Genomic DNA, 24,332 nt, shown 5'->3' with positions numbered 1-24,332 from the left:
TTAAATATTATGTTTAAAATATCAAAAAAAGGATTTTTATTTCTCAATTTACACGAATTTATGCCTTTCAGATTAAGGTTAATCAATGAAATTTTTACAATATCTGCCATTGATTTTATAAAATTTATAAACTACAGAATCTCTACAGAGTTATTTACTACATTTGATCTATATAAATTTTAAAATAAATATGTTATGAAAAAGATTATCATAGTTCTAGCAGCAGTCGCTTCTACTTCTTTCATATTTGCAGGAATTAGTAATCCAGCTGTTTTTTCTTTACAAGGAAAATTTCAAAAAAATCCATACTATAAAATCATTCCTGCTTCTGAGCTACCTGCTAATATTCAAGAGACTATTAACCAATATTTGGGAGGGATGTCTAAAGTTACAAGGGCAACTATTGATGATTATAAATACGAAGTTGAAACCCAAGATGGCTATAGAGCTAAATTTAAATTAAACGGCTCAATAATTAAAGTTGAATCTAACAATCAAGCCATCCCTGTAGGTATTCTAGCAAAATTGCCTGGCAATATACATACTTATGTAAAGTCTAAATATGCTGATTGGAAATTGCTAGAGGTTAAAATAAAATCTTCTAAAATTGAATTGGAACTTGAAAAAGACCATTTGGAAGGTGAATTGGAATTTAATGGTTCAGGAATCTTAATTAAAGAGGATATTGATAGTTAATTTTAATTATTATACTCATAAAAAAAGCTTTCAATTTATGAAAGCTTTTTTTATTTATACTTATCATCTGATCTCAGTTAACTATTTTATTAAAAGCACATTTATGAATTAAAATTTATTCTGAATAAGTAAATATAAATATTTCTTTGATTCTATTGTCTCTTATTATTTTTTATAGGAAAATTTATTTATAATAATACTATTTGTATATAAAAATAGTTTATCTTAGAAAAAAGCCTTAAAAGTTTGTTGTTTGTAACGAAATTTTGTCTCTCCTATGAAATTACTAGTAATTGAAGATGAATTGGATTTACAAGAATCCATTGAATTAACCCTTAGTGCCGAGGGATTTTCTATTGAAACTGCTTCTGATTTTCCTACAGCAGAGGAGAAGATATTTCTTTATGATTACGAATGTATTATTGTAGACCTTACTCTCCCTGGGAATGGTAGTGGCTTAGACTTAATAAAAAAACTTAAAGAAAAAGAATCCAATTCAGGAATAATTATTATTTCTGCTCGTGATTCTTTGGATGATAAACTTAAAGGATTAGACATTGGAGCGGATGATTATTTAACAAAACCTTTTCATCTTTCGGAATTAAGCGCTCGCATTAAATCAATTATAAGAAGAAGAGGGCTTATGGGCTTGAATGAATATGTATTTCATGAAATAACGATTATTTTGGAGGGACGAAAAGCCATTGTAAATGGGAATGAACTTATACTTACAAAAAAAGAATACGATTTATTGCTATATTTTATTATGAATAAAAATAGAATTTTAAGTAAAGAAATGATAGTAGAGCATTTGTGGGGAGATGAGGTTAGCACCATGGCTGATTCTCTGGACTTTGTTTACACTCATATTAAAAACCTTAGAAAGAAACTTATAGATAAAGGATGTAAAGACTATGTGCAAACGGTTTATGGTATTGGATACAAGTTTTCAGAAGCATGAATTTAGATCAAATTATTCGTAAAAATTTAATTAAAGGTATATGCCTAGTTATGTTGTTGGGATGTATATCTCACTTTATTATTTTCAGGTATTTTACTTATAAATATAACGACAAGATTCTTTACGAATATAAAAAGGGAATTGAAAATTATGTGAAGTTGCATGATACTTTGCAAGTATACTCTTCTACCATGCTAAAACCTTCAAGAATTGAGGAACAAATTATTAAAGATCCCTCTCATCACCCAGAAAGTGTTAAAGATATTTTATTATATAATGAGGTCACTCAAGACTATCGTTCCTTCCGTCAACTTTGTTTTACCATTTACTATAAAAACCATTGGCATCTTATAAAAGTAAACCAGCCTTACATCGAATCTAAGGATTTGCTTATCCTTATTATACTGTCTTTATTTCTTATTATGCTTTTGCTTCTTCTTTTTATCTATTTAGTGCTTTACTACTTAAAAAAAGACATAGGAATACCATTTTATAAGAATTTAAGACTTTTGCGTAACTATAATGTGAAAGCTCATTCCGAATTATCTTTAGTAGATTATAATGTACATGAACTCAACGATTTTAATAAAGTAATTCGAAAAATGTTACGGAAAATTAATGCGGATTATGAAAACTCAAGAATTTTTATTGAGGATGCTTCCCATGAAATGCAGACTCCATTGTCTATCATAAAATTAAGGCTCGAACTTATTTTACAAAGCAATCTCATCCAAGATGAATGGCAGACCAAAAATATACAAATTATTTTAAGAGCAACTACCCGTCTTTCTAAACTAAACCGTTCATTATCTTTACTTACAAAAATCAACAATGATCAATTCCATAACAAAGAATCAATTGATTTTAAATATCTTATTATCAATTATTTATCAGAAATGGAAGAACTTATGACAAGTAAAGATATAATAACTGAAGTTCAATTAGAATCTTTTACTTTTGAGATTGATCCTATTCTTGCTGATCAATTAATTTCTAATCTATTAAACAATGCCATTTTTCATAATTTATCTACTGGGGGTAAAATAAAAATAACATTAGAAGAAAACGGTTTTTTACTAATTGAAAATACTTGTCTACCAATTGCTACTTCAGAAAATTTATTTAATCGTCTGATTCATGGTAAAAAAGAAAATTCTACCGGGTTGGGTTTAAATATAGTAAAATCCATTTGTGATAAAAATAATATTTCAATAGAATATAAACATATAGATTCTTCCATCTTTCAAATTTTCATAAATTTTTACAAATCTTAAATTTTAAAGATTTAGAATTTTTATACATCATCAGCAGTTAATAAAATTTCACCCAATTTTTAATCTAAAAAATCTGCTAAAAAATTATTTTATTCATTAAAAGGATATAACTAATTTTGCGCTATGACACTGAATGACAGGTTAAAAAATTTAGTAGATAGCATTCCGAAAAATTTATGTGGAGTTTATTATTTGTTTAATGATAAAAATGAAATTATCTATATAGGCAAAAGTATTAATATAAAAAAAAGACTAAATCAACATTTTAAATCTACGGATAAAAAAGAAATAAAACTGCAAAATTTGTCTCACTTTGTACAATACGAAAATACGGGTAACGAATTAATAGCATTGTTAAGAGAATCTGAGTTAATTAAAAAACATTTACCAATTTTTAATCGAGCGCAAAGAAAGATCAATTTCTACTATGCTTTATACAAAGAGACTAATGAACAGGGATATCACTCGCTTTTAATAAAAAAAATAGATCCTGCTTTACCGGAAATCTTAACCTTTACTTCCTTGCGTGAAGCTAAAAATTATCTGTTTAAGATTACAGAATTTTATCAGCTATGTCAGAAAATCAACGGGTTGTATAAAACTCAATCTTCCTGTTTTCAATACAGCATTAAAGAATGTCAAGGGGCTTGCATACAAAAAGAAGATCCTAAATCTTATAATGCTAGAGTCAATAAATTTGTAGGAACTACGAGACTACCAAAAAAGGATTTTTTATTTGAATTGCAAGGCAGAACAGAATCTGAAAAAGGAATTGTTCTTATAGAAAAAGGGGCTTATAAGGGGTTTGGTTTTTGCCCTATACCAATTACATCTAAAGAAGAAATGATCTCTTACATTGAAACAAAACAAGATAATAAAGATGTAAGGAAAATTTTATTTAGACATATAAAAAAAGAATGGTTGAATTAAATTTATAATATCTACTTCGATATTTGGATGGTAGATGTATTGATTTATAATTTCTAGGATATTTTAGTACCTCTTAGTTGTATATAACCTATAATAGTTCCTTTGCCTGATTATATAATTCGCTTATATCTCTATATTTTTTAAAGGATATATTTTTATTTAGATCAATAAGTAGACTTAAAATATCAAGAATTAAATTTAAGGGCTCAATCTCATCGTCAAATAAGTTTTTGTCGAAGTCTATACCTGCCATTAAACCGTCATTATACATCCCAACACACCAATTTTCTAAGAATTCACTAAGTAGTAAGGGTGACACCTGATAATCCCTCCATTCCTTTTCAATGCATGATTTAGCCAATGATTCATCTGACCAAAAACAAATCATTTCTACGGGATCTCCATTTTCATCTTCAACTTTATTTGAATAAGAGGTTGCATAGCCTTTATGGTTTTCTAATGCATACAATACTTCTTTTAGAATTACTCTCGATAAAAAATTTTTATATTTATTTTGGATAATACTAGGGTTCTGAAGCATAATTTATATTATATATTTAGGAATTACTTCCCGATACAAAAGTAATTAATATTGATATTCAGATAGTTAAGTATCTTCAGCAACAAATCTATAGAAATTGTACAGAAAACAAAGGAAAATAACTGATTTTCAGTTAGAAATTTTTAACATAAGAATATAGCCCTAACCCTTCTGATTTTGCTTTCAAATTCAATTCTTGATACAATGGTAACTGATTACAATGTATTTTATTATAGGCTTTAGCAAAGCCAAATTTAATCATTTCTTCGTTTATTATCCTTCCATCTTTTAAAATTAAATATCCTAAAGTTCTACCATATTTATCTTTCGTATTATCACGTTCTTGAATTAAGGTTACTGGATCATTTGTCTGAACTAATGTTTTTAAAAATTCTAATGATTTATAACCTAATTCAATTAATAATCTTCCTGATACAGATGTTTCCAATTCGTCTTGCTTTAGTTTTTTACAAGGTGTTAATTCTGGAGCATCAATACCATAAAATCTAATTTCAATTACTTCGTTTGTAATTAAATCTTTTACAAAAATTCCATCCCCATCATTGTATTTTTCAATTTTAAGATGCGTTTTTGAAATAGTCTGACCGATTACATTTAATTGCTTCATATTGAACTTGTTAAAATTCTGATTATCAACTATTTATATGTAAATTTACGATAATAATTTGTAACTATTTAATAATTAATATTATGGCTAGACAGAGTGGACACATTAAGTATGTTGGAACGTTAGGAGACGTTAGACATTTTAAGATTAAAGGAAACAAAGGTTTCTATGCTGGGTTAAAAGGCGGACCTACTGCACAACAAATTGCAAGCGATCCTGCTTTCGTTCGTACTCGTGAAAATATGAATGAGTTTGGTGGTAGTGCTACTACTGGTCGTTCATTTAGAACAAGTATTGCAAATCTAATTCGTAATAATGCTGATAGTCAAGTGACAGGTCGTATTACTGCGGTTATGAAGAAAATTAATTTAGAAGATGGTTCAGAAGCCAGAGGTCAAAGAGCAATTTTAATTACTGCTGCTCCTCAATATTTAGAAGGTTTTGAATTCAATAAGTTCTCTTCTTTAAATGGTGTTTTTAATGCTCCTTACACAATTACTTCAAATGTAGATCGTGATGAGTCAACATTAGCAATTGCACCATTCAATCCATTGGATAATATGTTTATTCCTGCTGGTGCTACGCATTTTAGAATTATCAATGCTGTTACGGTTTTATCTGACTTTGCATATAATCCAATTACTAAAACTTACGAACCAAAAGATAACGTAAATAATGGATTGACTGCTACAGCTGATTCGGGTTATTTACCTGTAAATGCAATGACTTCTGCAATTTCTGTTGCCACGACATTGCCAGGTTCTCCAACCCTTTCTGCGGATGTTTCAGTAATTAATATTTTAGCGGTTGAGTTTTACCAAGAAGTAAATGGAAATTATTATTTATTTGCTCAAGGTAACACAATGAAGGTTGTAAAAATATTCTAATTCATCATTAGAGATTAGAGGTTTCGGAAAATTGAAAAGCCTGCTCGTTTGAGTAGGCTTTTACTTTTTGCATTAATTTTCCTATAATGATTAATCATCTATTAAATATGTATTCATTACCTATCGTTTAAATACGAAATAAAGGCGTTTTAACGTCTTTTAATATATCGGTATAGAATTATTCTTTTAGTTTCGGAAATGAGCTGTAATGTTTCTAAATATTGTCTTTCTTTTTGCTCTAATTCTTTAATAGCTTTTACCGATTTTTTAAACTGGGGTAAATTGGCATTTGCTTGTATTAATCCGTTTTTGATGATGGATTTACAATCGTTAATAGTTACAAATAAAATCACTGATCCTTTCAAATAGTTGTAAAAGGATTTTGATTTGAATAATCCATCGCACAGGGTTTTGAAAAATTGCTTTTCTTCTTCGGAATTTGTACGTAATACATAGCAATTTGCACAAGGTTCATCTAACGGTTTGCCGCTGTTTTTACCTTTATTCAGAATGTAAAATTCAAATTTAGATTTTTGATTCTTTGGGCTGAAAGTTTTTAATTCAAATTTTTGCATAATACGAGCTTTAAAATTTATTGCTCGCTCACGCTTCGCATCATTTTTTCAAAAGAAAACAGAAAAAAAACGGGAAAAAAAAGAAAAAGAAAGCCGTTTAAAAGGCTGGTGAGGCAAAGCAGTCAAGGTTTTTGGATAAAAAATACAACCTGTATAGGTGGAGATTTTTTATTCAAAACCCGTAGGGCGTGACCTTTACGGCTTTGTGCGTTAGCAGTACCGAACCAGCCTAACTTGCTTTCCTTTTTTATTTTTTGAAATGTGATGTGATAACCTCAACTTCTAAAGAATGACTGATGAAAAAATGTGTAGAAGCTGTTTTCTTTTTCCATTTAATAGTTGATTTATTGGATAATATTTTCAGCACTTATTCTCTAACATATCGTCTTGTTAATTCGAATGAGTTGGGAAATTGGGTAGTATTTGATTAAGATATTTCCTAACATTTCGTCTTTTGGTAAACTTTGAGTTCTTGGTACTACCTCTCACAACTCTTGGGGCAATTAACTCCAGAAAAAAATAAACTATACCAAAATCAAAAGTGGAAATGGTGCGGTGGCAAGTGTAGTGAATGCCTGAGAATGAATTATTGCTTACCTATTTCAAAAAGGAGCAGGCAAAATGCGAACTGCAAGTTTACAAAGATTGCGAAGTTTGCAAAGCAAGCAATAGTAATTTGTAGACTGTGTGTGAGCATCTGCCTGCGACCACTAAAAATAAAGCAATAAGAATGGAAAGGCTGAACTACTCTTGCAGCACCATTTAGGCGATGTGGGTGCTATGTAATGAAATGGAATAGCATCCTACAAAAGCCGACACCACAAAAAATCATAGTTTAATTTTTTTCTGACCATTGATAAGGGTGGCGGGGAGTTGTGGAAATAAAACGGCTTTTCTTAAAGGCATAAACGTTCCATTTAGCACAAACGCCTATGGTACTGGCTATTTTACATAACGTTCATTATAGTGGGCTTGTCCCCGTAGCCTTTAGGACTATAATGCCACGTTATGTAACTTAGCTTACGCCAATTTTAGTACTGGCATAAGCGAAACGGTGGTGGTGGTTGGAGTGTAGCGTTTTTTTGCTTGTGAAATGAGGAGGCTTGCTCTTTGCTTAGTAAGGTACGAAACTAAGCAATGTGCAATAAAGCCGACGAATGAACATTGCAAAAAATATGACAGTATAAAATGGCGGCAGTACCATAGATTAGAATGGACAAAACTTCAATTTATCCGTAAGTTAAAAGCCGTTTTATTTCATAAAAAGTATGTTACAAAACAGCTATGTAAAATATTTTTACTAAATTTGTAACATAAAAAACTTAAAAATATGGACGCAATAATCGGAAAAAACATAAAATTACTTAGAGATAAAATTGGATTATCTCAAGAGGATTTAGCTGAATATTTAGGTTTGTCAAATAAAATGCAAGTTTCAAGATATGAGAAGGGTACTACGTCTGTACCTACAATTCATATGACCAAATTAGCAGATTTATTTGGAGTTGATGAGTATGATTTTTATGAAGAAGATGAGGATAATATAAAATTAAATGTTGCATTTGCTTTCAGAGCTAATGAATTGCAGTCATCTGATATGGAAATAATCGCTTCTTTTAAAAAACTTGCAATGAATTATTTGAAAATGAAAAAGACATTAGCAAATGAATAATTTTATAATTGAAAATAAAGCAAACGAATTTCGAATTAGTAATGGAATTGGTGCTAATGATCCTATACGACTTAAAAGTTTATTAAATAATTTAAATCTAATCACTGTATATAAGCCTCTTAGTAATGATTTTTCAGGTATGGCATTAAAAATTACTAATGATACATCAGTAGATAGATTTATTCTTGTAAATAGCAATCATTCTTTGGGAAAACAGCATTTCACAATATGTCACGAACTATATCATTTGTTTATACAACAAGAGTTTAATTATATGGTTTGTAAAACAGGAGTATTTGATAAGTCTGATAAAGAAGAATTTAATGCTGACTATTTTGCTGCTGTTTTATTGTTACCAGAAAGTGGAATTAAATCCTTGATACCAGAAAATGAATTAGCAAAAGACAAAATAACTATTAAAACTATTTTGAAATTAGAACATTATTATTCTTGTTCAAGAGCGGCACTGTTATATAGATTACAAGAAATAAAATTAATCAGTAAACCCTATTCTGAAAATTTTAGATCCTATATAAAATTTAATGCTATACAACACGGTTATAACACAGAACTATATTCTGAAGGAAACCACAATCTTGTAATTGGTAATTATGGAGAACTTGCTTATCAATTATACAATAAAGAAAAAATATCTGAATCATATTATTTTAGTCTGTTAAAAGATTTAGGTCTTACAGACAATGAACTTCAAATTATTATGAATGGCGAAGAAAAAGAATAAAATAATATTAGTTGATGCAGATGTTATTTCACACTTTATTAAAGGAGGCGAAATTTATTCTATTAATAGTATTTTTGATTATGAATTAAAGATACTTGATAAAGTCTATGATGAATTGAAAAATAATATTTCTTGGAAGCAACAAATTGATATTCTTATATCACAAGGAGTTATACAAGTAATACCTTTCCCCGAAAGTAATTCAGAAGTTAAAAGAGAATATTTCCGTATTAAAAAGCAATTAAATAAAGGAGATGGAGAAAGTGCTTGCTTGTCATTTGTGAGATTTACCAATAATATAATAGCTAGCTGTAATCTAAGTGACATAAAGCAATACTGTGAGGATTTTGAAATCACATATTTAACAACTATGGATTTCTTATGCTATGCTTTAAGTAAGGGCATTTATACTGAACAAAGATGCAATGATTTTATAGCTAATGTATTGTCAAAAAATTCAAGATTGCCAGTAAATGATATTAAGAATTATACTTGTAGAGAAATAGATATTTAAAAAGGAGCAAATTTGCTCCTTTTTAAAATTATAATTCAACCTCTAAATTTTCATAAATATAATGTTTGAATTTATCAACTATTGCCACAGTTGCATTGTATAGCGGTAATCCAACTAAACGATAGTCTTGGTTTTCTACCTTTAAAACATCTTCTTTACCGTATTTATTAGTAATTTCAGTTAGGAATTGTTCTTTCCAAGATTCTTTACTATTATCAAATTTACCTGTAGCATCTTTAAATTGTGAACCTTTAGGTTCGATAAATACTTGATAATACCTATCTGCTTGTTTCTCTTTTAAAAACAATAGAAAATCTGGTTCAAAACCTTTTCCATCCTTGAAGTCGTATATTTTATATACTTGTTCATTTCTTAACAGATAGACATTTTCGTATTTTTCTTTGAAATTCTCTATCGTATTGATAATGAAATCTACAAGAGATTGTTCTTCGGATGTACCGTGAAAATGATTTAATGCATACCAATCCTTAGTTACAAGCTTATTTTCATAATCTGTATTTTTTGGATCTTCTACAACAGCTACTGGTTTAGGAGTTTCAAAGTAATATTTAAAAGGTTTTGCTTTAAAATCACTACCAATATGTGGGTGAATTTCTTTTTTCCATTCTGCTATAAATTGCTCGAAGAATCGTACAAAAGCTTTCACTAAATGTTTTGGTTCTACATCACTCAAACTTTCGTATTGTTTAGGCAAGTATAACGTTATGTATAATTTACCTAGAAAAGCATCTGACCACAAATCATCTATTGAGGAAATTTGTAACTCTTGTTGTAGTTTATCAAATCTAAATAATGAATTCTCTTTTTTAGCTACTTCATTATAAGCTTTTAAAAATATATGCTTCTGATTGCTTACTAAAATATCTGCTAATTTTTTCTTTATCTGCTTTTTATCTTCATTGCCTTGACTATGTCGAACTTCATCTTTTTTCCCATCTTCTAAAATTACCTTTTCGGCTTTATAGTCATAAGATGGAATAGTATATTCAAACTTGAAAGCTTGAACAATATCTTCTAATGTTGTTTTACGACGATTAGGATTTTCTAATTTATCGTTAGCAAATATTTTTAGTTGATGATAGAATGAGTCTTTGTCATTTTTAATATGTTCTTTAATATCAAAATGTTTAATCACTTTCTTATCATCTGAAAACAACTTTTGATTTTTCAACTCTAACTTTAGCTCATCAATGTATCTTTCGTCTTTATCAGAATGAAAATAAAATTCTTCTAACACACGTAACGGATGATCTAATTGCTTATCAAATTTACGTTTATTAGGTTCGTCATCGCCAAATTTAAAAGGATTGTAACGTACACCACGACCTATCAACTGAACTTCTGAAACTGTACTTGTACCTGCTTTACATTTTCCTGTTTTGGAATCTTTACCTGCATCACGACCTTCGTACATACGTACAATGTCATATAGATTCAATACATCCCAACCTTGTGTTAAACGTTTACAAGTAAAAATTGCTGTTATAGGATTGTTTTTATCTTCTAAGCTATTTAATAATCTATCTTGATTATACGTTGTTTTTTCTTCTCCCTTACGACCTGTAGCATTCTTCTCTTTTGAATGGGTAACAATACAATTATTCTCCTTGAAAGTAGATTTAATATACGAAATAATGGGTTGATAATCTCCATTAAATTTGTCATTCACTATACGTACGATATCAACGATTCTACTTTGACCTATTTCATAGATTTTTTGTGCTTGTTCAACATTAATAGATTCTAAGAATTTAAAATCTGCGGTTGTTAAGCTATCTATAACCTCTCTGAAATACGTGTAATCTTCCTGTACATTACCTTCTAGCTTTTCATCAGAATATTTACTTCTGAAAAGTATAACAGGTTTAAAGTTTTTAATACCATATTCTAATGCTAAATGGTTACGATACCAATTAAATAACAAAGCTTGTAGAATACGTTGTTTTTTATCGAAATTAGATGATACTAAATTGATTTCTTTGGTATAACCAGCTTTTAGGAATTCGGGTAAATCAAATTTAATAATGATTTTATCTTTGTACTTATCTGCTACGTTGGTATCTTTTGGGATAGTTGCAGTAAATTCTAACAATACATTATTATTGACATAAGTTTTGATACCTTCTTTCTGTAATAATTTCCCAGTTACTGTATTTTCCCAACTACGTTCTACATCTTCTGCCTTTGCACCATCTTTTAATTCCTTAAATTCTACCAAATCTAATTGCTTTTTCTTTTTGGTATCCGCATTAAAGCTATGTGCTTCATCTGCTAAAAGAATTAAATCACGTTTTTGTAGATCATCCAAAAACATATCGTTTTCTTTTACTACATACATTGCGTTATGCAATTTGTGTATAGATGTAAAAATAATTTCGATATGATCTATAGCAGGATTATCTAACGTAGTGCCATCAATATAAGGCGAAAAATTATCTACTTTACGCACCTCAACCGTTTTGTCATCAATTACGATAGGGTTTGTATATAAGTATTTGTGATGATTAGCGTCTGTTAAGTTATCTTCTGTTTTACCTACAATATTGTTTTGGTCTACAAAGAATATAAAATTACGATAGCCTTGTTTGTAATAGTATAATATGGTAGAAGCTAGTACAAGCGTTTTACCTGTACCTGTAGCCATATTGAACATATAATGCGATGCTGTACCAGGATTTTCTACATTCTTGATAGCTTCTGCTAATAGAAAATTTTGCATAGCATCTTCCTGCCATTTGAATAATGGGAAGCGTAAATTATCTATAATATAATTAGGAATAAGCTGTTTTGTTATCCCTAAATCGTAGGCTTTATCTCTTAGTGTTTCAAAAAGATATTTATCTTGAAATAAAGTCATTAATTTTTCTTTTTAGTTTGAATGGATTTTACCATTTTGTCAAAATCAGATTCAATCTTTTGTGTTTTATTAAATACGTCGTACTCTGCAAAGGCTTTGTTTTCGGCTTGTTTTTGACTACGTGTGCCTTTACCGTCTAATATTCTGTACTCGTTAAACTCTAAAAACTTATTGACACTTTCTGCCAATGCTTCCATCGTGAACGTAGTACGACGCTCTACCAATCCTTCTATATAATCGAAGTAAGAAGAAACCGTACGTTCTAATTGTTTTATTTCATCTTCGTTGAGATAGTTTTTCGCTACATTGGTATCTGACTTAATAATGCGACCATCAGGACTATTTTTCCACGTTTTTAAACCCATATTGGGTTTTGTACTGTCAGCATTGAGATAAATAATTTCTGCTGCTGTATGCCCCGTAATAGCGTAATGAAATTTGTTTTGTACCATAGCATAAAAATTCTTTGTAATCTCTGAATTCTTATCATAGTCGATACTGCATTCTTGGAATATATCGGTTATTTGTTGGTATATGCGACGCTCGTTGGCACGTATCGAGCGTATACGCTCCAATAACTCTTTGAAATAGTCTTTACTAAAAAGTTTTTTACCATCTTTTAATCTATCATCATCCAACACAAAACCTTTGATGATAAACTCCTTCAAGGTATTGGTAGCCCATATACGGAATTGAGTGGCTTTGGTAGAATTGACACGATACCCTACCGAAATAATGGCATCAAGATTGTAAAATTTAGTTTTATAATTTTTACCATCGGCAGCAGTTGTCAAAAATTCCTTTACAACTGAATTTTCATCTAACTCATTATCTTTAAAAATATTAGAAAGATGGTAGCTAATATTTTGCTTTGATGTATCAAATAGTTCTGCTATACGTTGTTGCGTTAACCACACCGTATCATTCATTACAAAAATTTCTACCTTTACCTTGCCCGATGGGTCGGTATACAATATAAATTCAGATAATTCATCTGAAGGTAATATGGGTATATTATCGCTCATAGGGTTTTAGTTTTTGATTTGATAAAAATCTTTAGTTAAACGAATGGCATCTTCTGAAAGGTTGTAGCGTGCATCTTCCACTTCTGAAAGATTGACATACAATTGATTGTTATCCAGCATACGTTTGAATAACTCTTTTTGACGTGCTAAACTAAGATTGATGAAAGCCTCTTCTTTGACTACATTTTCTTTAAAATCTTTGATACGCACATTATAATCTAAGAAATAGCGTGTGTTTAATTCCTCAAATAGCTGTAGCAATTCATCTAAATTAGTACAAGCCTCTATTCGTTCTTTGGCTGTTTCGTTATTCTTCGCTAATTCTGCATAAACAAATGAACCACCACCTTGCCAATTAACATCCTTTGAAATACCAGATTGATCTTCATTATTAATAACTTTATTTAATCTTGCTATTGTAAATGATTCAATATAATCTAACTGCTCAACACCTATGTATTGTCTATTCATTTTATGTGATGTAGCGGCAGTAGTTCCTGTACCTAGATGATAATCTAAAACAATATCATTCTCCTCTGTACAAGCTTCTAAAATGCGTCTAATTAATTGTTCTGGTTTTTGACCTACTAAATCTAATCTTTCTTTGGATTGTGAATTTATTCGAGGGATATTCCATAATGTCCCAACAATTTTATCATTAGATTCATAGTAAACAACATTACCATTTTCGTCCTTTACAGTAACCATTTTTTTAAGTTCCTTATCCCAAGTGACTTGATTTTGTTTTCTTTTATTCTTTACATCCACTTTTACGTGTTTGAATTTTTGAAAACCTGATTTTTTTGAATAATACAGTATACCTTCTGTGTCGTTATTAAAGTTTTTAGTAAATTGGAATTTGAATTTATTTTCATAAAACCAAATTATTTCATTTCTAAAATTATCTCTACCACATACATCATCCATTAAAACCTTAAGGTAATGTATTTCATTCCAATCTGCTTGAACAAATATACCACCGTCATCAGAAAGAAGATCAAATGCTTTTAAAAGACGATTTCGCATAAATGTTAGCCAAGTAGAATGTGTAAATCTATCATTATATGTAAAACTGTCTTTTTCAGTATTATAAGGCGGATCGATATAGATTAGTTTTACTTTGCCTTTAAATTCTTTTTCTAAGGAATGTAAAGCCAATAAGTTGTTGCCTTTAATGATTAGATTATCGGTAATGGTATCTTCGGGTAAACCACGTTGTCTATTCAATTCTGCATCTCTTGTAAAGGAAGAAGGAATAGTTTCGCCATTCCCATCATAGCGTACTACTTTCTGAAAAGCTTTAGGCTCTAACAAACGGTCTATTTCGTCTTTTGCAATAATGTTATTATAGAAAATCTCTTTACGTTTTGCTGTTTTTTCTACATAGTCGATAGCTTCTTCATTGTATTCGAAATAAACATCATTTCCTTCTTCTGTACTTTGTCCACCTTCTAATACGCAGCCTTTATACGGAAAGTCTAATACATAATCGGTACTATCCGTTAGAAACTTACCCCCAGAAGCCAACCCTATACGATTGGCATATTGGGTGTAAGAACCATCTAATACTTTGCTGTCTAAGTAAAATATAAAGTCGTTTTGTTTGAACACATAAACATCTTTTACTTGGATAAAAAACTTTTCTCTAACCTTGTCATCCGCGATTAAAAGCTCTACTAATTGACTATCAAGGTTATTTACTAGGTCTCTTAATACATTAATTTGTATATCGTTTTCTTCATCTACTAAGCGATTATCTGCTTTAAGTAATTGAGTTATATGTTGGTTGAAATTGAATTCTTGCATTCTATTTTATCCATTTATTTTAGATTATACGACAAATCTTTGATTGCTCAAATATATTAATTAAAGGATGATTAACCTACACTTTTTCATACCATCCTGTTTTAGGTTTAGATAATAATTCGGGTACAGAATTACTAAGGAAATTATCTACCGAACGTTCTGATAGATTGTACTTTGCACACAATTCTATTGCTTCTTTACGTTGGAATGATTGTGGTAAAGCCTCGTAAAAAGCTTTTTTGTTATTGCCCATTTTGTAGGTAATAGGTTCTGACTGACTTGCTAGATTATTGAACATTAAGATACTATGATTTAGATATACATTTATCAATTCTAATGCTGCTAAAAAATCTTCATCTGTACATACTACCACTTCTGAACAATCGCCATTTTCCACTTTGCGTAAAGCTGTAAAAATCATACAGAAACGGTACAATACTAATCCTAAACGAAATACAATACTTGACGTATCATCGCTATTGAATAATACGGTATTGGTTAATAATTTACTGAAAACTATATTTAATTGTTCCCATTGATTGGGCGTTAATTGTACTTCGGTCGGGTGCTGTTCTAGAAAATCATATACCTGTAATACATCGTTAGATAACTTTTCGAAATGATCGTTGAAAATAATTCCACCTTTTTTAGGTGATGGGTCTTGCCATATAATTTCATTTTTGAACGCATAGAACATAAATCGACTAAATAAACCATCTTCTGCTGATTGAATTAATTTGGGTACTTGTGCTGGTGTACCTGATAATGAAACGGCTAATTGTGGATTAGGAATTTCTAATAATTCATTATTGGTTTTACGAGCGGCTGAAATTTTTTCGTGATGAAATGCGGCTCTCATAATATGCGAGTAATTCCCCCAATCTTGTTTGTTTGCACCACTCATTGCATCGGCTTCTGTTTCGCAAATGATACCTTTGCCATCGTTGTCTTGAAGCATTTTCATCATCATTGCTTGGCTGGTATCGGCAGGTAGAAACAATAAATTGAATTTTGGTTCAACAGGTTTTTCGGGTAATGGTTCTTCGTTGTTTTTTCGTTTTGAAATTAAGGCTTTGTAGTCGATGTTTTCCTTCTCGAATTGTTTCTTTGCTTCCTCTGAAAGTTTTACAAAACGCTCGTGTATTTTATCGCCCAAACGTTTGGCATTTTTAAGCACACCTTTTCCACTTGCTGCAGGAGCAATAATGAATGAGAACAGATGCGGGTACACTCTTTCTTGGTGGTAAATACCTGTAACATTGGGTAAACAACCACTTAGAATTGTTAAACCAGCTGTAAGAAATACATCACGTTTGCGTTCGTTATCATTAAACGCTTCGCAACCCTCAATCAATAATTCGGGTAAATAATTGACGATATGTGCAGGAATTGCAGGTGTGGTTTTTAGATAATCTACCTCATCATATACTGGTTCTTTATCAGGTGGACTGTCTTTTTGCAAGTTTACAAAGTTTGCAGTCTTTGCAAATGTACCAAACTCGTGTGCTTGATTTCTGTATGCACTTTCAATAGACTTGATGAATTCTTTTTGATTTTCGTGATGAAAGTTTTGCAAAATGAATTGTTCTGCATCTAACTGATTTACACCTTTACGGTTTAAATTACACGCTAACTGATATACATAGTTGTTGCGATTACCTTTTTCGAACTGGGTAATCTTATTGGTAAAATCTACGCAATATTGAAATACATCATCTGTATTACTACTCGTAATTTATTCAGGATGGTTTACTACTTTTTCTTCAACTTTTGTATTGACAGCAAATATTGTAGCTAATGGATTGTAATACGCATTTTCATCAAACGATACAAAACACAATCTAGTTACATCTTTACATTTAGGATCGGCATTAACACCTAATTGCTTTTCGTAATATTCTTGTACTTGTTTGTATGCTAAGTCGTGGTGTTGTACTAAGCTATCTACTTGAATGAATACTTTTAAGCCATTACCACTTGGGCTTTTGAAATAAGCTAGCGTATAAAGAATAGATGCCGTTTGTGTAGTGATTTGAAGTAAATCTACTTCGTCAATTTTATCAAAATCTAAGTGAATGATTTGATTGTACTCTTGAATAAACTCTTTCTTTCTACCACCAGAATATGTTGCTGATGGAGTAAAAGCTAAAAGATTCTTTTTTAATTCATCGGTTCTTTCGGGTTTCCCCATTCCAATAGCCATACGAATAGTATTTACATCATCTTGATAAGTACCTGTTTTGATATTTGAGATTAAATCCTGTAAAGTAATGATTTGTACAGGATTATTGAAGTTTTGGAAAATTGATACTCTAGTCATTGTTAATAGATTTAAGGTTAATGGAATTGTTAGCTGGAATTTTACTACGTTGCAATAGCTCTAAGATGTCGGCTAAAGTGTAGTAGATTTTATTGCCTACTTGTGAATAGGTAATAATGTTTTCGGTACGCCAATAAGCGGCAGTACGTTTGCTAATATTCATAATTTGGAGAAACTCCTGATTATCGTAAAAGACTTGGTCGGGTTCGGTACGTTGTTTCTTCTTAACCTCGATAGATAATTGATCTAAACGATCCATAATCTCTTGAACCTCTTCTTCGGAAAATCTATAAAAGCTCATAATTATTTACGTTTGTTTTTGATTAAATAATTAGCTGCAGCTGTTTCGATGTCTTCCGTAGTTTCTTGCCTGTTACGCATTAACCATTGGTCTATTTCTGTGCGATTGAAATAGAGTTTTTTCCCTTGTGGACAAAAATGTGGGATTTGCTTTTGAGAAGTTAGTTTGTAAAGGTGTGAAGCACTTATATCTAAATACTTACACACATCGTTAAACGTTAATACTTCTTTTTGCAATAAATTTTGCTCCTCAATTTTACCTTCTAATTGAGCAAGCTTTTCTAAGATTACTTGTACTTCCATAAATCAAATTATTTAGTGATTATGAAGCAAAGTAATGCAGTAGATGAACCCTAAAGTAGTTGCATAGGGTTGTGCAACCCTAGCTTAAACCCTTGATTTTATTGGGATTGTATGGTTTATTTTTCTTTGTCTTTTTTTACTTTTTGAGCAAAATGAATGAATTTTGTATGCCAAAAATCCATTGCATTATAGTCTGGTGTATCAAAAGCATTTTTGATGGAATTAGGACTTACATCGTCTGCTTTTTTGGATGAGAAACTTTCACTGATAAAATTGAATACATCTGTTTTATGTTTCGCATCTATAATACCTTCATCAAATAATACTCTGAATAAATAAGCTATTTCTTTTACGTTTAAATTGGTTTTTAATTTGTTCTTAGGTTTTTCTTCTTGTTGATTAATGGCTCTATTAAAATCAGCAAATGAGCCAAAATAACCTTTCTTGAAATCTTCTAAAGCTTGTTGTGTAGCTTCTTGAAAAATATGAAAATGCTTTTCGTACCATTTGAAAACGTGGTCAAAATATCTAGTAAACATTTCGCCCATTTCTGTATATGGTTTGGGTTCAAAATTTAGATACCAGTATTGTTTCCAAAATTGTTCCTTCATATACTCATATCTTACTTTTGGTGTATGCGTTTTGAATTGGCTAAGTGAAATTGTTAGCCATTTATTGATTTCATTATTATTTAAAGGTTGCGACCTCGTATATATAGTTTGTATATATTCACTTAATAAAGGACCTTACATAAAACTATTGAAATACTCTGGATCAAATTTATATTGCTCCCATAAGTCATCACAATTACGTTTATACATATCAGCTTCCATTATGATACGTAATTCTAACTCTTCAACTAAGAATACTTCTCTTTCTGTTTCTTTGATAAATCCCATAGTTATAGGTTCAGTTTTATTTTGTTAGCGGCTTCAATTTTTTTCTCATTAATAACCTTAGTGTATATTTCGGTAGTGGATAGGTTTTTATGTCCTAACAACTTCGATACGGTGTAAATATCAGTCCCCAGCGTTAACTGTAATATAGCATAAGTATGTCTCGCACAATGGAATGTAATACGCTTTTTGATACCTGCATTGGTCATCCAATCTTTTAATAAGGTTTTGTTCCAATTGCCATATTTAAACCCTGTAAACACGTTATCTTTTGGGTTACCTTCTTCGCCTAAAAATGTTCGAGCATCTTCGGATATTGGTTGCATTTCAGCTCCGTTGGTTTTCTGTTGTTTGAAACGTAAGAAATTACCTAACTTTTCTGAATATTGCACTTCTGACCATTTTAGCTTTTCAATATCTGACCAACGCAATCCTGTAAGGCACGAGAATAAAAACATACGTTTTAGTGTTTCATTCTTACAAGGTGTATGCACTAAGGTTTGAACTTCCTCTAAAGATAAAAATTCTCTCTGAACTTCGTCTTGTGGAAATGGTTGTACTTGTTCGGCTGGATTATATGTTAGCAATCCTTCTTTTAATGCTTGTTTTAAAGCTGCTATTACTTTATTGAAATAAGAGTATTTAGTATTTAAAGATATGGGTTCGCCTGTTTTAGTAATAGCAACATTATCTAAATAGTCTTTGAAACCTTCTAACCAATCTTTGTCTAAACGCTCAAATGAAATACCTTTTGGATCATACGCTTGTAAATGTTTTTTGGTACTATCCCAATTGCCATAATTACCTACGCTGGCTTTCTTCTTTTCTGTTAGTGCTTCAAAAAATGTTAAGAAATTTCCTTTTTGTTTCTCCTTATCTCTAAAACCATAAATTTGATTTTGTGCTTCCAAGTGCCTTTTGCTTCTGATACTTTCTGCTAGCTCTAAGATTTTTTTGTTTTCATCTTTTTGAGCTTTTGTCAAACTTCCTTTTTCTGGTTCAGGTGTTAAGTACAAACCTAAATATTCGTATTCACGTTTGCCTTTGTCGTAATAGTCAAGGTACAAGGTTATTTTGTTGCCTTTTTTGCGTTGTCTTAAAGATACTTTCATAATTCATCATTTAAAAAGATTATCGATTTCGGTACGTTTTATTATTGTTCTTCTCCCAATTTTAGAAGCTTTTAATTCGTTACGATTAATCATTCTTTGAATTGTCCAACGACTAGCACCTAAAAGAATAGCGGTTTCTTGTACGCTTAGGAATTCTTTATCACGAAGATTGATAAAGTTGGTGGTTTGGATTGGGAGTTTTTGTAGGGTTTGCAAACTTTGCAAGGTTTCTGGATTTGCAGAACTTACATTTTGAATTTGCTCACTTAATGTGGCTCTTATTTTTTCTTCTTTCTTGATTTGCTTATAGTGTCTAGAATTGCACTTGTGGCTACAATAGCGAGTAGTGGTGGTTTGGGCAACAAAGGCTTGTCCACAGAATTGACAGAATTTTGGTATTTTGATATTCGAACTCATAATGTTGCTAATTTTAGCACAAAGTAGCTTGATGTAGCTAGTTGGTGCATCATTTCTCTATACTATATTTTTGATGTGCTTTGGGCAACAAACTTGATGCTTGGGCGACAACTGTGCATCAAATTTAATCAAAATAAAGCAATTAGGCAACAAAAAAGAGCAACATAGTTGCTCTTAAATATAACATTTATAGATAGTTAACAAACAAAAGAAAGATAACTACTTCCCGATACAAAACTTACCAAAGATATTTCCGAGTAATTCATCATTTGAAACCTGTCCAATAATCTCACCCAAGGCTTCTAAGGCTCTACGTAGATCTATGGCTACTAATTCGCTGCTTAATCCGGATTGCAAACCTTCTTTACATAATTCTAGGGATTCTTGGGCTTTTAATAAGGCATTTAGATGGCGTGTATTATTTACAATGGTTTGAGAAGATGCTTTTTGTTTCTCTATATACAAATACATTTCTTCTTTTAATAGCTCTAAATTAATATTTTCTTTTGCAGAAATTTTAATAACCGGATATTTATTTTCAGTACTTTTTGAAAGTTCGGTATTTTCGGTATCAGTATTTTTATCTTTCTTGTTTAAACAGACAATTATAAATACATTTTCTCTTTTAAGCCTATTTAAATCTACTTCTACTTCTTTCCAACTTAAGGTCTCAATATCAACTAAATAAAGAATAATTGCAGCGGTATTAGCTTTTTCTAATGCTTTAGCTACCCCTATGGCTTCAATAGCATCCTGAGTTTCTCTCAACCCAGCGGTATCAATAAATCGGAATTGAATTCCATTAATATTAATAGACTCTTCAATGGTGTCTCGAGTAGTTCCTGCAATATCGCTAACAATTGCCCGATCTTCATTTAATAATACATTAAGAAGGGTTGACTTACCAGCATTGGGTTTCCCAATGATAGCTACAGGTACACCATTTTTAATAGCGTTTCCATAAGTAAAGGATTCAATTAAGGGATTAATTTCTTGCAGGATTTGATTGAGTAATTGTAAAAGCTGAGAACGATCCGCAAATTCTACATCTTCTTCAGAAAAATCCAATTCCAATTCCAATAGAGAAGCTAAATCTAACAATTCTATTCTCAATTCTTTTAACAAAGAGGAAAATCCACCACGCATTTGAGATATTGCTAAATCATGACTAGCTTTATTTTCAGAAGCTATTAAATCGGCTACAGCTTCTGCCTGACTTAGATCTATTCTTCCATTTAGAAAAGCCCTCTGGGTAAATTCACCAGCTAACGCCAAACGACACCCTTTTTTTACCAATAAATTTAGAATTTCCTGTAATATATAAGAGGAACCGTGGCAGGAAATTTCCACCAAATTTTCAGCGGTAAACGTTCGAGGAGCTAAGAAAACAGAAACTATTACCTCATCAATAATTTCTCCCTCTTTTACAATATAACCATAATTTAAGGTATGGCTATGCACAGCCCTTAAATTTTTACCTTTGAATATAGAATTTACAATTTCAACGGATTTCTCACCTGAAACTCGAATAATCCCTAAAGCTCCAATTCCTTGAGGAGTAGCTAATGCGCAAATGGTATCTTGATACATTATATAATATTACGATACAAATGTAGCATTTTTGAATAAGGTTAGTATTTATGAATCAAGATTAAAATAATTGAATTTTATATTTTATACAACGAAAATTAAAATTTAATATTTAAAAAATTAAGCCCTTAAATTTCACCATTGAATTTAAGAGCTTGTTTAAATAAATTATCTAAATATTAGTTTAACCTCTATCAATTAAAGTAGGCTTTAGGATTTTTGTTTTAAAACATTTAATAACTAAACCCTCAACTTTAGTTACATCAAAAGGTCGACAAGAGAAAACATCCAGAGCAGCATACCTTTTTTCCGGCCATGTATGAATACTTAAATGACTTTCTTCTAAAAGAAGAATCCCGGTTACTCCTACGGGTTGAAATTGCTTGTAGGCTTCTTCAACCTTTTTTAATTCTAAAACCTTAACCAAATTGTTACATAATTCTTGAATGGACTTCACAAAAGAAATAGATCGTTCATCGCACTCAAATACGTCTAAAATAAAATGTTTACCAACCATTTCTTAGATTAAAAAGTGTGAAATAAATTCGCACTCATCGTTTATAATTTTAGAATCTTGATGCCTTACATTAAAGGCTAAGGGCTGATCAGAATAAAACATTCCAAATTGATAGGAATATTCCTCCTCATCTTTAGGCAAAGGATAATATTTTTGGTATACACAAGGTTGATTCTCGTAATCTCCATCCGTTTTTTCAACACTATCAGTTTTAACCTCTATATTTTCTCCAATTCTGCCATACATGGGCTTTTTTACATATTCTTGTAAAAAATTTGAATTATTATAGGTCTCTGCCACTAGAGAGTTTGGAAATTTTTCAGTAATATAAGATAGAAATTTTTTATTTTGCCAAAGGGTTGTATACAATGGATTTAATACAATCACTTTTCTATCTTGTGAAATTTTTATCAAAGTGTGCGCCAATTCAGGTTCAAACTCAAACATCCAATCCCACGGAATCATTTTAAACCAAATATCTATAGGTTGAAACTCTCCATTTCCTAACTCATAAAATAATCCTTCTTCTTCTGAAAAAATTATGTCGGTTAAGTCCTTATACAACACCTGCAATCCTGCCTGATGAGCTTGCATAAGCATAGTATTACAGTTGGCTAAATCTTCGGGATGCCCCAGCGAACTAGCAACCATTTGTATCTCCTCAAAATTAAAAAATTGCTTTAGCTGTTTAAATTGAGTGATTAAATGATCTTCCAAGAAATTAAAAGCTGTTGATTGTGCCTCTCTATTTTGCATTTTTTGCCATAGAATAGTTTCTGGAAGTGTACTAAATGTGTCTGCATTAAACTCAATAACCCTCAATCCTAAACCATCTACTCCACCATTGAAGTCAAATCTCCCAGCAAAAAATGGAAAATCTGCTCTATTCTCCCAAGAATGAATGATCGCTGACTGGAAGGATTTTGGAATTCCTAGATAGTCTAAATGATTATTTTGAATTAGATGATCGGTAGCTTTTACGAAAAGATCAAAGGTTTCATTCGTAAGTTTTTTAAAAGATTCCATTTCTTGCGAGTAAATCCCAATCATTTCATCTACAAAATATTCTTGTCCTGCCAACCATTGCAAGACAGGAGGAAGCTGAGCTTTTTTAAAACTCTTTACTCTTTTAAATCTACTATCCTCCATAAGAACGGGTGGATCTAAATCCTGAACGTGAAGTACTACTGCTTTTAGATCCAAATCCAGATTTAGGATTTTTGATAGTCCTAACTGTTCGGGTAGCCGTTCTGTTTACTTCGTTATTGGTTTGATTCGCTTGATTATAAGCTTCTGGTGTTTTATATGCATTAGGATTGGGTACAAAATTAGAATTCATTCCTCCCCCCATAAATCGAGACATCAAAGAATACATTAAAATTCCAGAAAGAAAACCTGTTCCTGCATGGCTTGAAGGAGCTTTTTCAATCTCATTTTTGACCTGCGTAGAATTTAAAGTATCCACCTTACCATCTGCATAATGGACAATAGCTTTAGATTCATCCGGATTTGCTATAGTTTTCTCACTTATAATTTTGAATTCCCCATCTTTCCCTTCTTCAATTTCCGTTATCACTCCTTTCGTAGGCTTTACTTCTTCTACACTTATCGTTTCTTCCTCATTGGAATTTCCCTTGCAAGCGCTCAACATAAACGTACTTGCAATAAAAATACCTCCCAAAGCTATTTTGGATAACTTATTAAGAGTTAAAATATTTTTTTTCATATTTGTGAATCCTTAGTTAGAT

At 30.9% G+C, this 24,332-nt stretch carries 25 protein-coding genes; 8 read left to right on the top strand and 17 right to left on the bottom strand.

Annotated elements, in window-relative coordinates; all coding sequences use genetic code 11:
- The first annotated feature begins 195 nt into the window (after window positions 1-195).
- From ETU10_RS03160 to ETU10_RS03145, 4 genes are all read left to right on the top strand, one after another.
- Window positions 196-696 (top strand): PepSY-like domain-containing protein, encoded by a 501-nt coding sequence (locus ETU10_RS03160; protein WP_146309843.1) that lies wholly within the window; start codon window positions 196-198, stop codon window positions 694-696.
- Window positions 697-973: 277 nt separating this feature from the next.
- Entirely contained in the window at window positions 974-1,657 is a 684-nt protein-coding gene (locus ETU10_RS03155) for a response regulator transcription factor (RefSeq protein ID WP_146309841.1), read from the top strand.
- Window positions 1,654-2,931, top strand: coding sequence for a sensor histidine kinase (locus ETU10_RS03150; protein ID WP_146309839.1), 1,278 nt, complete (start codon window positions 1,654-1,656; stop codon window positions 2,929-2,931). The genes ETU10_RS03155 and ETU10_RS03150 overlap by 4 nt, the downstream gene beginning before the upstream one ends.
- A 123-nt stretch (window positions 2,932-3,054) precedes the next feature.
- On the top strand, window positions 3,055-3,861 hold the full coding sequence (locus tag ETU10_RS03145) for a GIY-YIG nuclease family protein (protein WP_146309837.1): 807 nt from the start codon (window positions 3,055-3,057) through the stop codon (window positions 3,859-3,861).
- A gap of 88 nt (window positions 3,862-3,949) precedes the next feature.
- Here ETU10_RS03145 and ETU10_RS03140 read toward each other — a convergent pair whose 3' ends face one another.
- Window positions 3,950-4,402, bottom strand: a complete 453-nt coding sequence (locus ETU10_RS03140) for a DUF2750 domain-containing protein (protein ID WP_146309835.1) — start codon at window positions 4,400-4,402, stop codon at window positions 3,950-3,952.
- A 133-nt stretch (window positions 4,403-4,535) separates the two neighbouring features.
- Window positions 4,536-5,030, bottom strand: a complete 495-nt coding sequence (locus ETU10_RS03135) for a thermonuclease family protein (RefSeq protein ID WP_146309833.1) — start codon at window positions 5,028-5,030, stop codon at window positions 4,536-4,538.
- Window positions 5,031-5,113: 83 nt separating this feature from the next.
- Here ETU10_RS03135 and ETU10_RS03130 point away from each other — a divergent pair, with 83 nt between their 5' ends.
- Complete coding sequence (locus tag ETU10_RS03130) at window positions 5,114-5,917, top strand: hypothetical protein (protein ID WP_146309831.1); 804 nt, start codon at window positions 5,114-5,116, stop codon at window positions 5,915-5,917.
- 149 nt (window positions 5,918-6,066) lie between these two features.
- On the opposite strand, the gene ETU10_RS03125 is transcribed toward ETU10_RS03130, so the two are convergent.
- Window positions 6,067-6,492, bottom strand: coding sequence for a DUF6943 family protein (locus ETU10_RS03125; RefSeq protein WP_146309830.1), 426 nt, complete (start codon window positions 6,490-6,492; stop codon window positions 6,067-6,069).
- 1,330 nt (window positions 6,493-7,822) lie between these two features.
- Between ETU10_RS03125 and ETU10_RS03120 the strand changes: the two genes are divergently transcribed.
- From ETU10_RS03120 to ETU10_RS03110, 3 genes are read left to right on the top strand one after another with little or no spacing between them, the layout of a single operon-like run.
- Window positions 7,823-8,164 carry a helix-turn-helix domain-containing protein gene (locus tag ETU10_RS03120; protein ID WP_146309828.1) on the top strand — a complete coding sequence of 114 codons (342 nt, stop codon included), beginning with the start codon at window positions 7,823-7,825 and terminating at the stop codon, window positions 8,162-8,164.
- On the top strand, window positions 8,157-8,906 hold the full coding sequence (locus ETU10_RS03115) for an ImmA/IrrE family metallo-endopeptidase (RefSeq protein WP_146309826.1): 750 nt from the start codon (window positions 8,157-8,159) through the stop codon (window positions 8,904-8,906). The genes ETU10_RS03120 and ETU10_RS03115 overlap by 8 nt, the downstream gene beginning before the upstream one ends.
- On the top strand, window positions 8,887-9,420 hold the full coding sequence (locus ETU10_RS03110; protein ID WP_146309824.1) for a hypothetical protein: 534 nt from the start codon (window positions 8,887-8,889) through the stop codon (window positions 9,418-9,420). Before ETU10_RS03115 ends, ETU10_RS03110 begins: the two co-directional genes overlap by 20 nt.
- A 28-nt stretch (window positions 9,421-9,448) precedes the next feature.
- On the opposite strand, the gene ETU10_RS03105 is transcribed toward ETU10_RS03110, so the two are convergent.
- From ETU10_RS03105 to ETU10_RS03040, 14 genes are all read right to left on the bottom strand, one after another.
- Window positions 9,449-12,298, bottom strand: a complete 2,850-nt coding sequence (locus ETU10_RS03105; RefSeq protein ID WP_146309822.1) for a DEAD/DEAH box helicase family protein — start codon at window positions 12,296-12,298, stop codon at window positions 9,449-9,451.
- Complete coding sequence (locus ETU10_RS03100; RefSeq protein WP_146309820.1) at window positions 12,298-13,323, bottom strand: virulence RhuM family protein; 1,026 nt, start codon at window positions 13,321-13,323, stop codon at window positions 12,298-12,300. Before ETU10_RS03100 ends, ETU10_RS03105 begins: the two co-directional genes overlap by 1 nt.
- A gap of 6 nt (window positions 13,324-13,329) precedes the next feature.
- Window positions 13,330-15,129: a site-specific DNA-methyltransferase gene (locus ETU10_RS03095; protein ID WP_146309818.1), complete on the bottom strand. Its 1,800-nt coding sequence runs from the start codon at window positions 15,127-15,129 to the stop codon at window positions 13,330-13,332.
- Window positions 15,130-15,205: 76 nt separating this feature from the next.
- Window positions 15,206-16,705, bottom strand: a complete 1,500-nt coding sequence (locus ETU10_RS03090; RefSeq protein WP_185145047.1) for a DUF3987 domain-containing protein — start codon at window positions 16,703-16,705, stop codon at window positions 15,206-15,208.
- Between the two features lie 159 nt (window positions 16,706-16,864).
- The gene (locus ETU10_RS03085) at window positions 16,865-17,449 is read right to left on the bottom strand and encodes a BT4734/BF3469 family protein (RefSeq protein WP_146309814.1); all 585 of its coding nucleotides are present in this window, start codon (window positions 17,447-17,449) and stop codon (window positions 16,865-16,867) included.
- The gene (locus ETU10_RS03080; RefSeq protein ID WP_146309812.1) at window positions 17,442-17,750 is read right to left on the bottom strand and encodes a helix-turn-helix domain-containing protein; all 309 of its coding nucleotides are present in this window, start codon (window positions 17,748-17,750) and stop codon (window positions 17,442-17,444) included. The genes ETU10_RS03085 and ETU10_RS03080 overlap by 8 nt, the downstream gene beginning before the upstream one ends.
- A 2-nt stretch (window positions 17,751-17,752) precedes the next feature.
- A complete protein-coding gene (locus ETU10_RS03075) occupies window positions 17,753-18,052 on the bottom strand; it encodes a helix-turn-helix domain-containing protein (RefSeq protein ID WP_146309810.1) in 300 nt (99 codons plus the stop codon).
- Between the two features lie 116 nt (window positions 18,053-18,168).
- A complete protein-coding gene (locus ETU10_RS03070) occupies window positions 18,169-18,663 on the bottom strand; it encodes a hypothetical protein (RefSeq protein WP_146309808.1) in 495 nt (164 codons plus the stop codon).
- 290 nt (window positions 18,664-18,953) lie between these two features.
- The gene (locus ETU10_RS03065) at window positions 18,954-20,060 is read right to left on the bottom strand and encodes a site-specific integrase (RefSeq protein WP_146309806.1); all 1,107 of its coding nucleotides are present in this window, start codon (window positions 20,058-20,060) and stop codon (window positions 18,954-18,956) included.
- Window positions 20,061-20,066: 6 nt separating this feature from the next.
- Entirely contained in the window at window positions 20,067-20,477 is a 411-nt protein-coding gene (locus tag ETU10_RS03060) for a helix-turn-helix domain-containing protein (protein WP_146309804.1), read from the bottom strand.
- 219 nt (window positions 20,478-20,696) lie between these two features.
- Complete coding sequence (gene mnmE, locus ETU10_RS03055) at window positions 20,697-22,070, bottom strand: tRNA uridine-5-carboxymethylaminomethyl(34) synthesis GTPase MnmE (RefSeq protein ID WP_146309802.1); 1,374 nt, start codon at window positions 22,068-22,070, stop codon at window positions 20,697-20,699.
- 181 nt (window positions 22,071-22,251) lie between these two features.
- The gene (gene speD / locus ETU10_RS03050; RefSeq protein ID WP_146309800.1) at window positions 22,252-22,584 is read right to left on the bottom strand and encodes an adenosylmethionine decarboxylase; all 333 of its coding nucleotides are present in this window, start codon (window positions 22,582-22,584) and stop codon (window positions 22,252-22,254) included.
- A gap of 3 nt (window positions 22,585-22,587) precedes the next feature.
- Window positions 22,588-23,787: a glutathionylspermidine synthase family protein gene (locus ETU10_RS03045; protein ID WP_146309798.1), complete on the bottom strand. Its 1,200-nt coding sequence runs from the start codon at window positions 23,785-23,787 to the stop codon at window positions 22,588-22,590.
- Window positions 23,723-24,310: a hypothetical protein gene (locus ETU10_RS03040; protein WP_146262199.1), complete on the bottom strand. Its 588-nt coding sequence runs from the start codon at window positions 24,308-24,310 to the stop codon at window positions 23,723-23,725. The genes ETU10_RS03045 and ETU10_RS03040 overlap by 65 nt, the downstream gene beginning before the upstream one ends.
- Window positions 24,311-24,332: the final 22 nt, after the last annotated feature.

The organism is Apibacter muscae (assembly GCF_007845595.1).
Classification (GTDB): domain Bacteria; phylum Bacteroidota; class Bacteroidia; order Flavobacteriales; family Weeksellaceae; genus Apibacter; species Apibacter muscae.
This window is presented reverse-complemented; position numbering and strand designations above follow the sequence as displayed.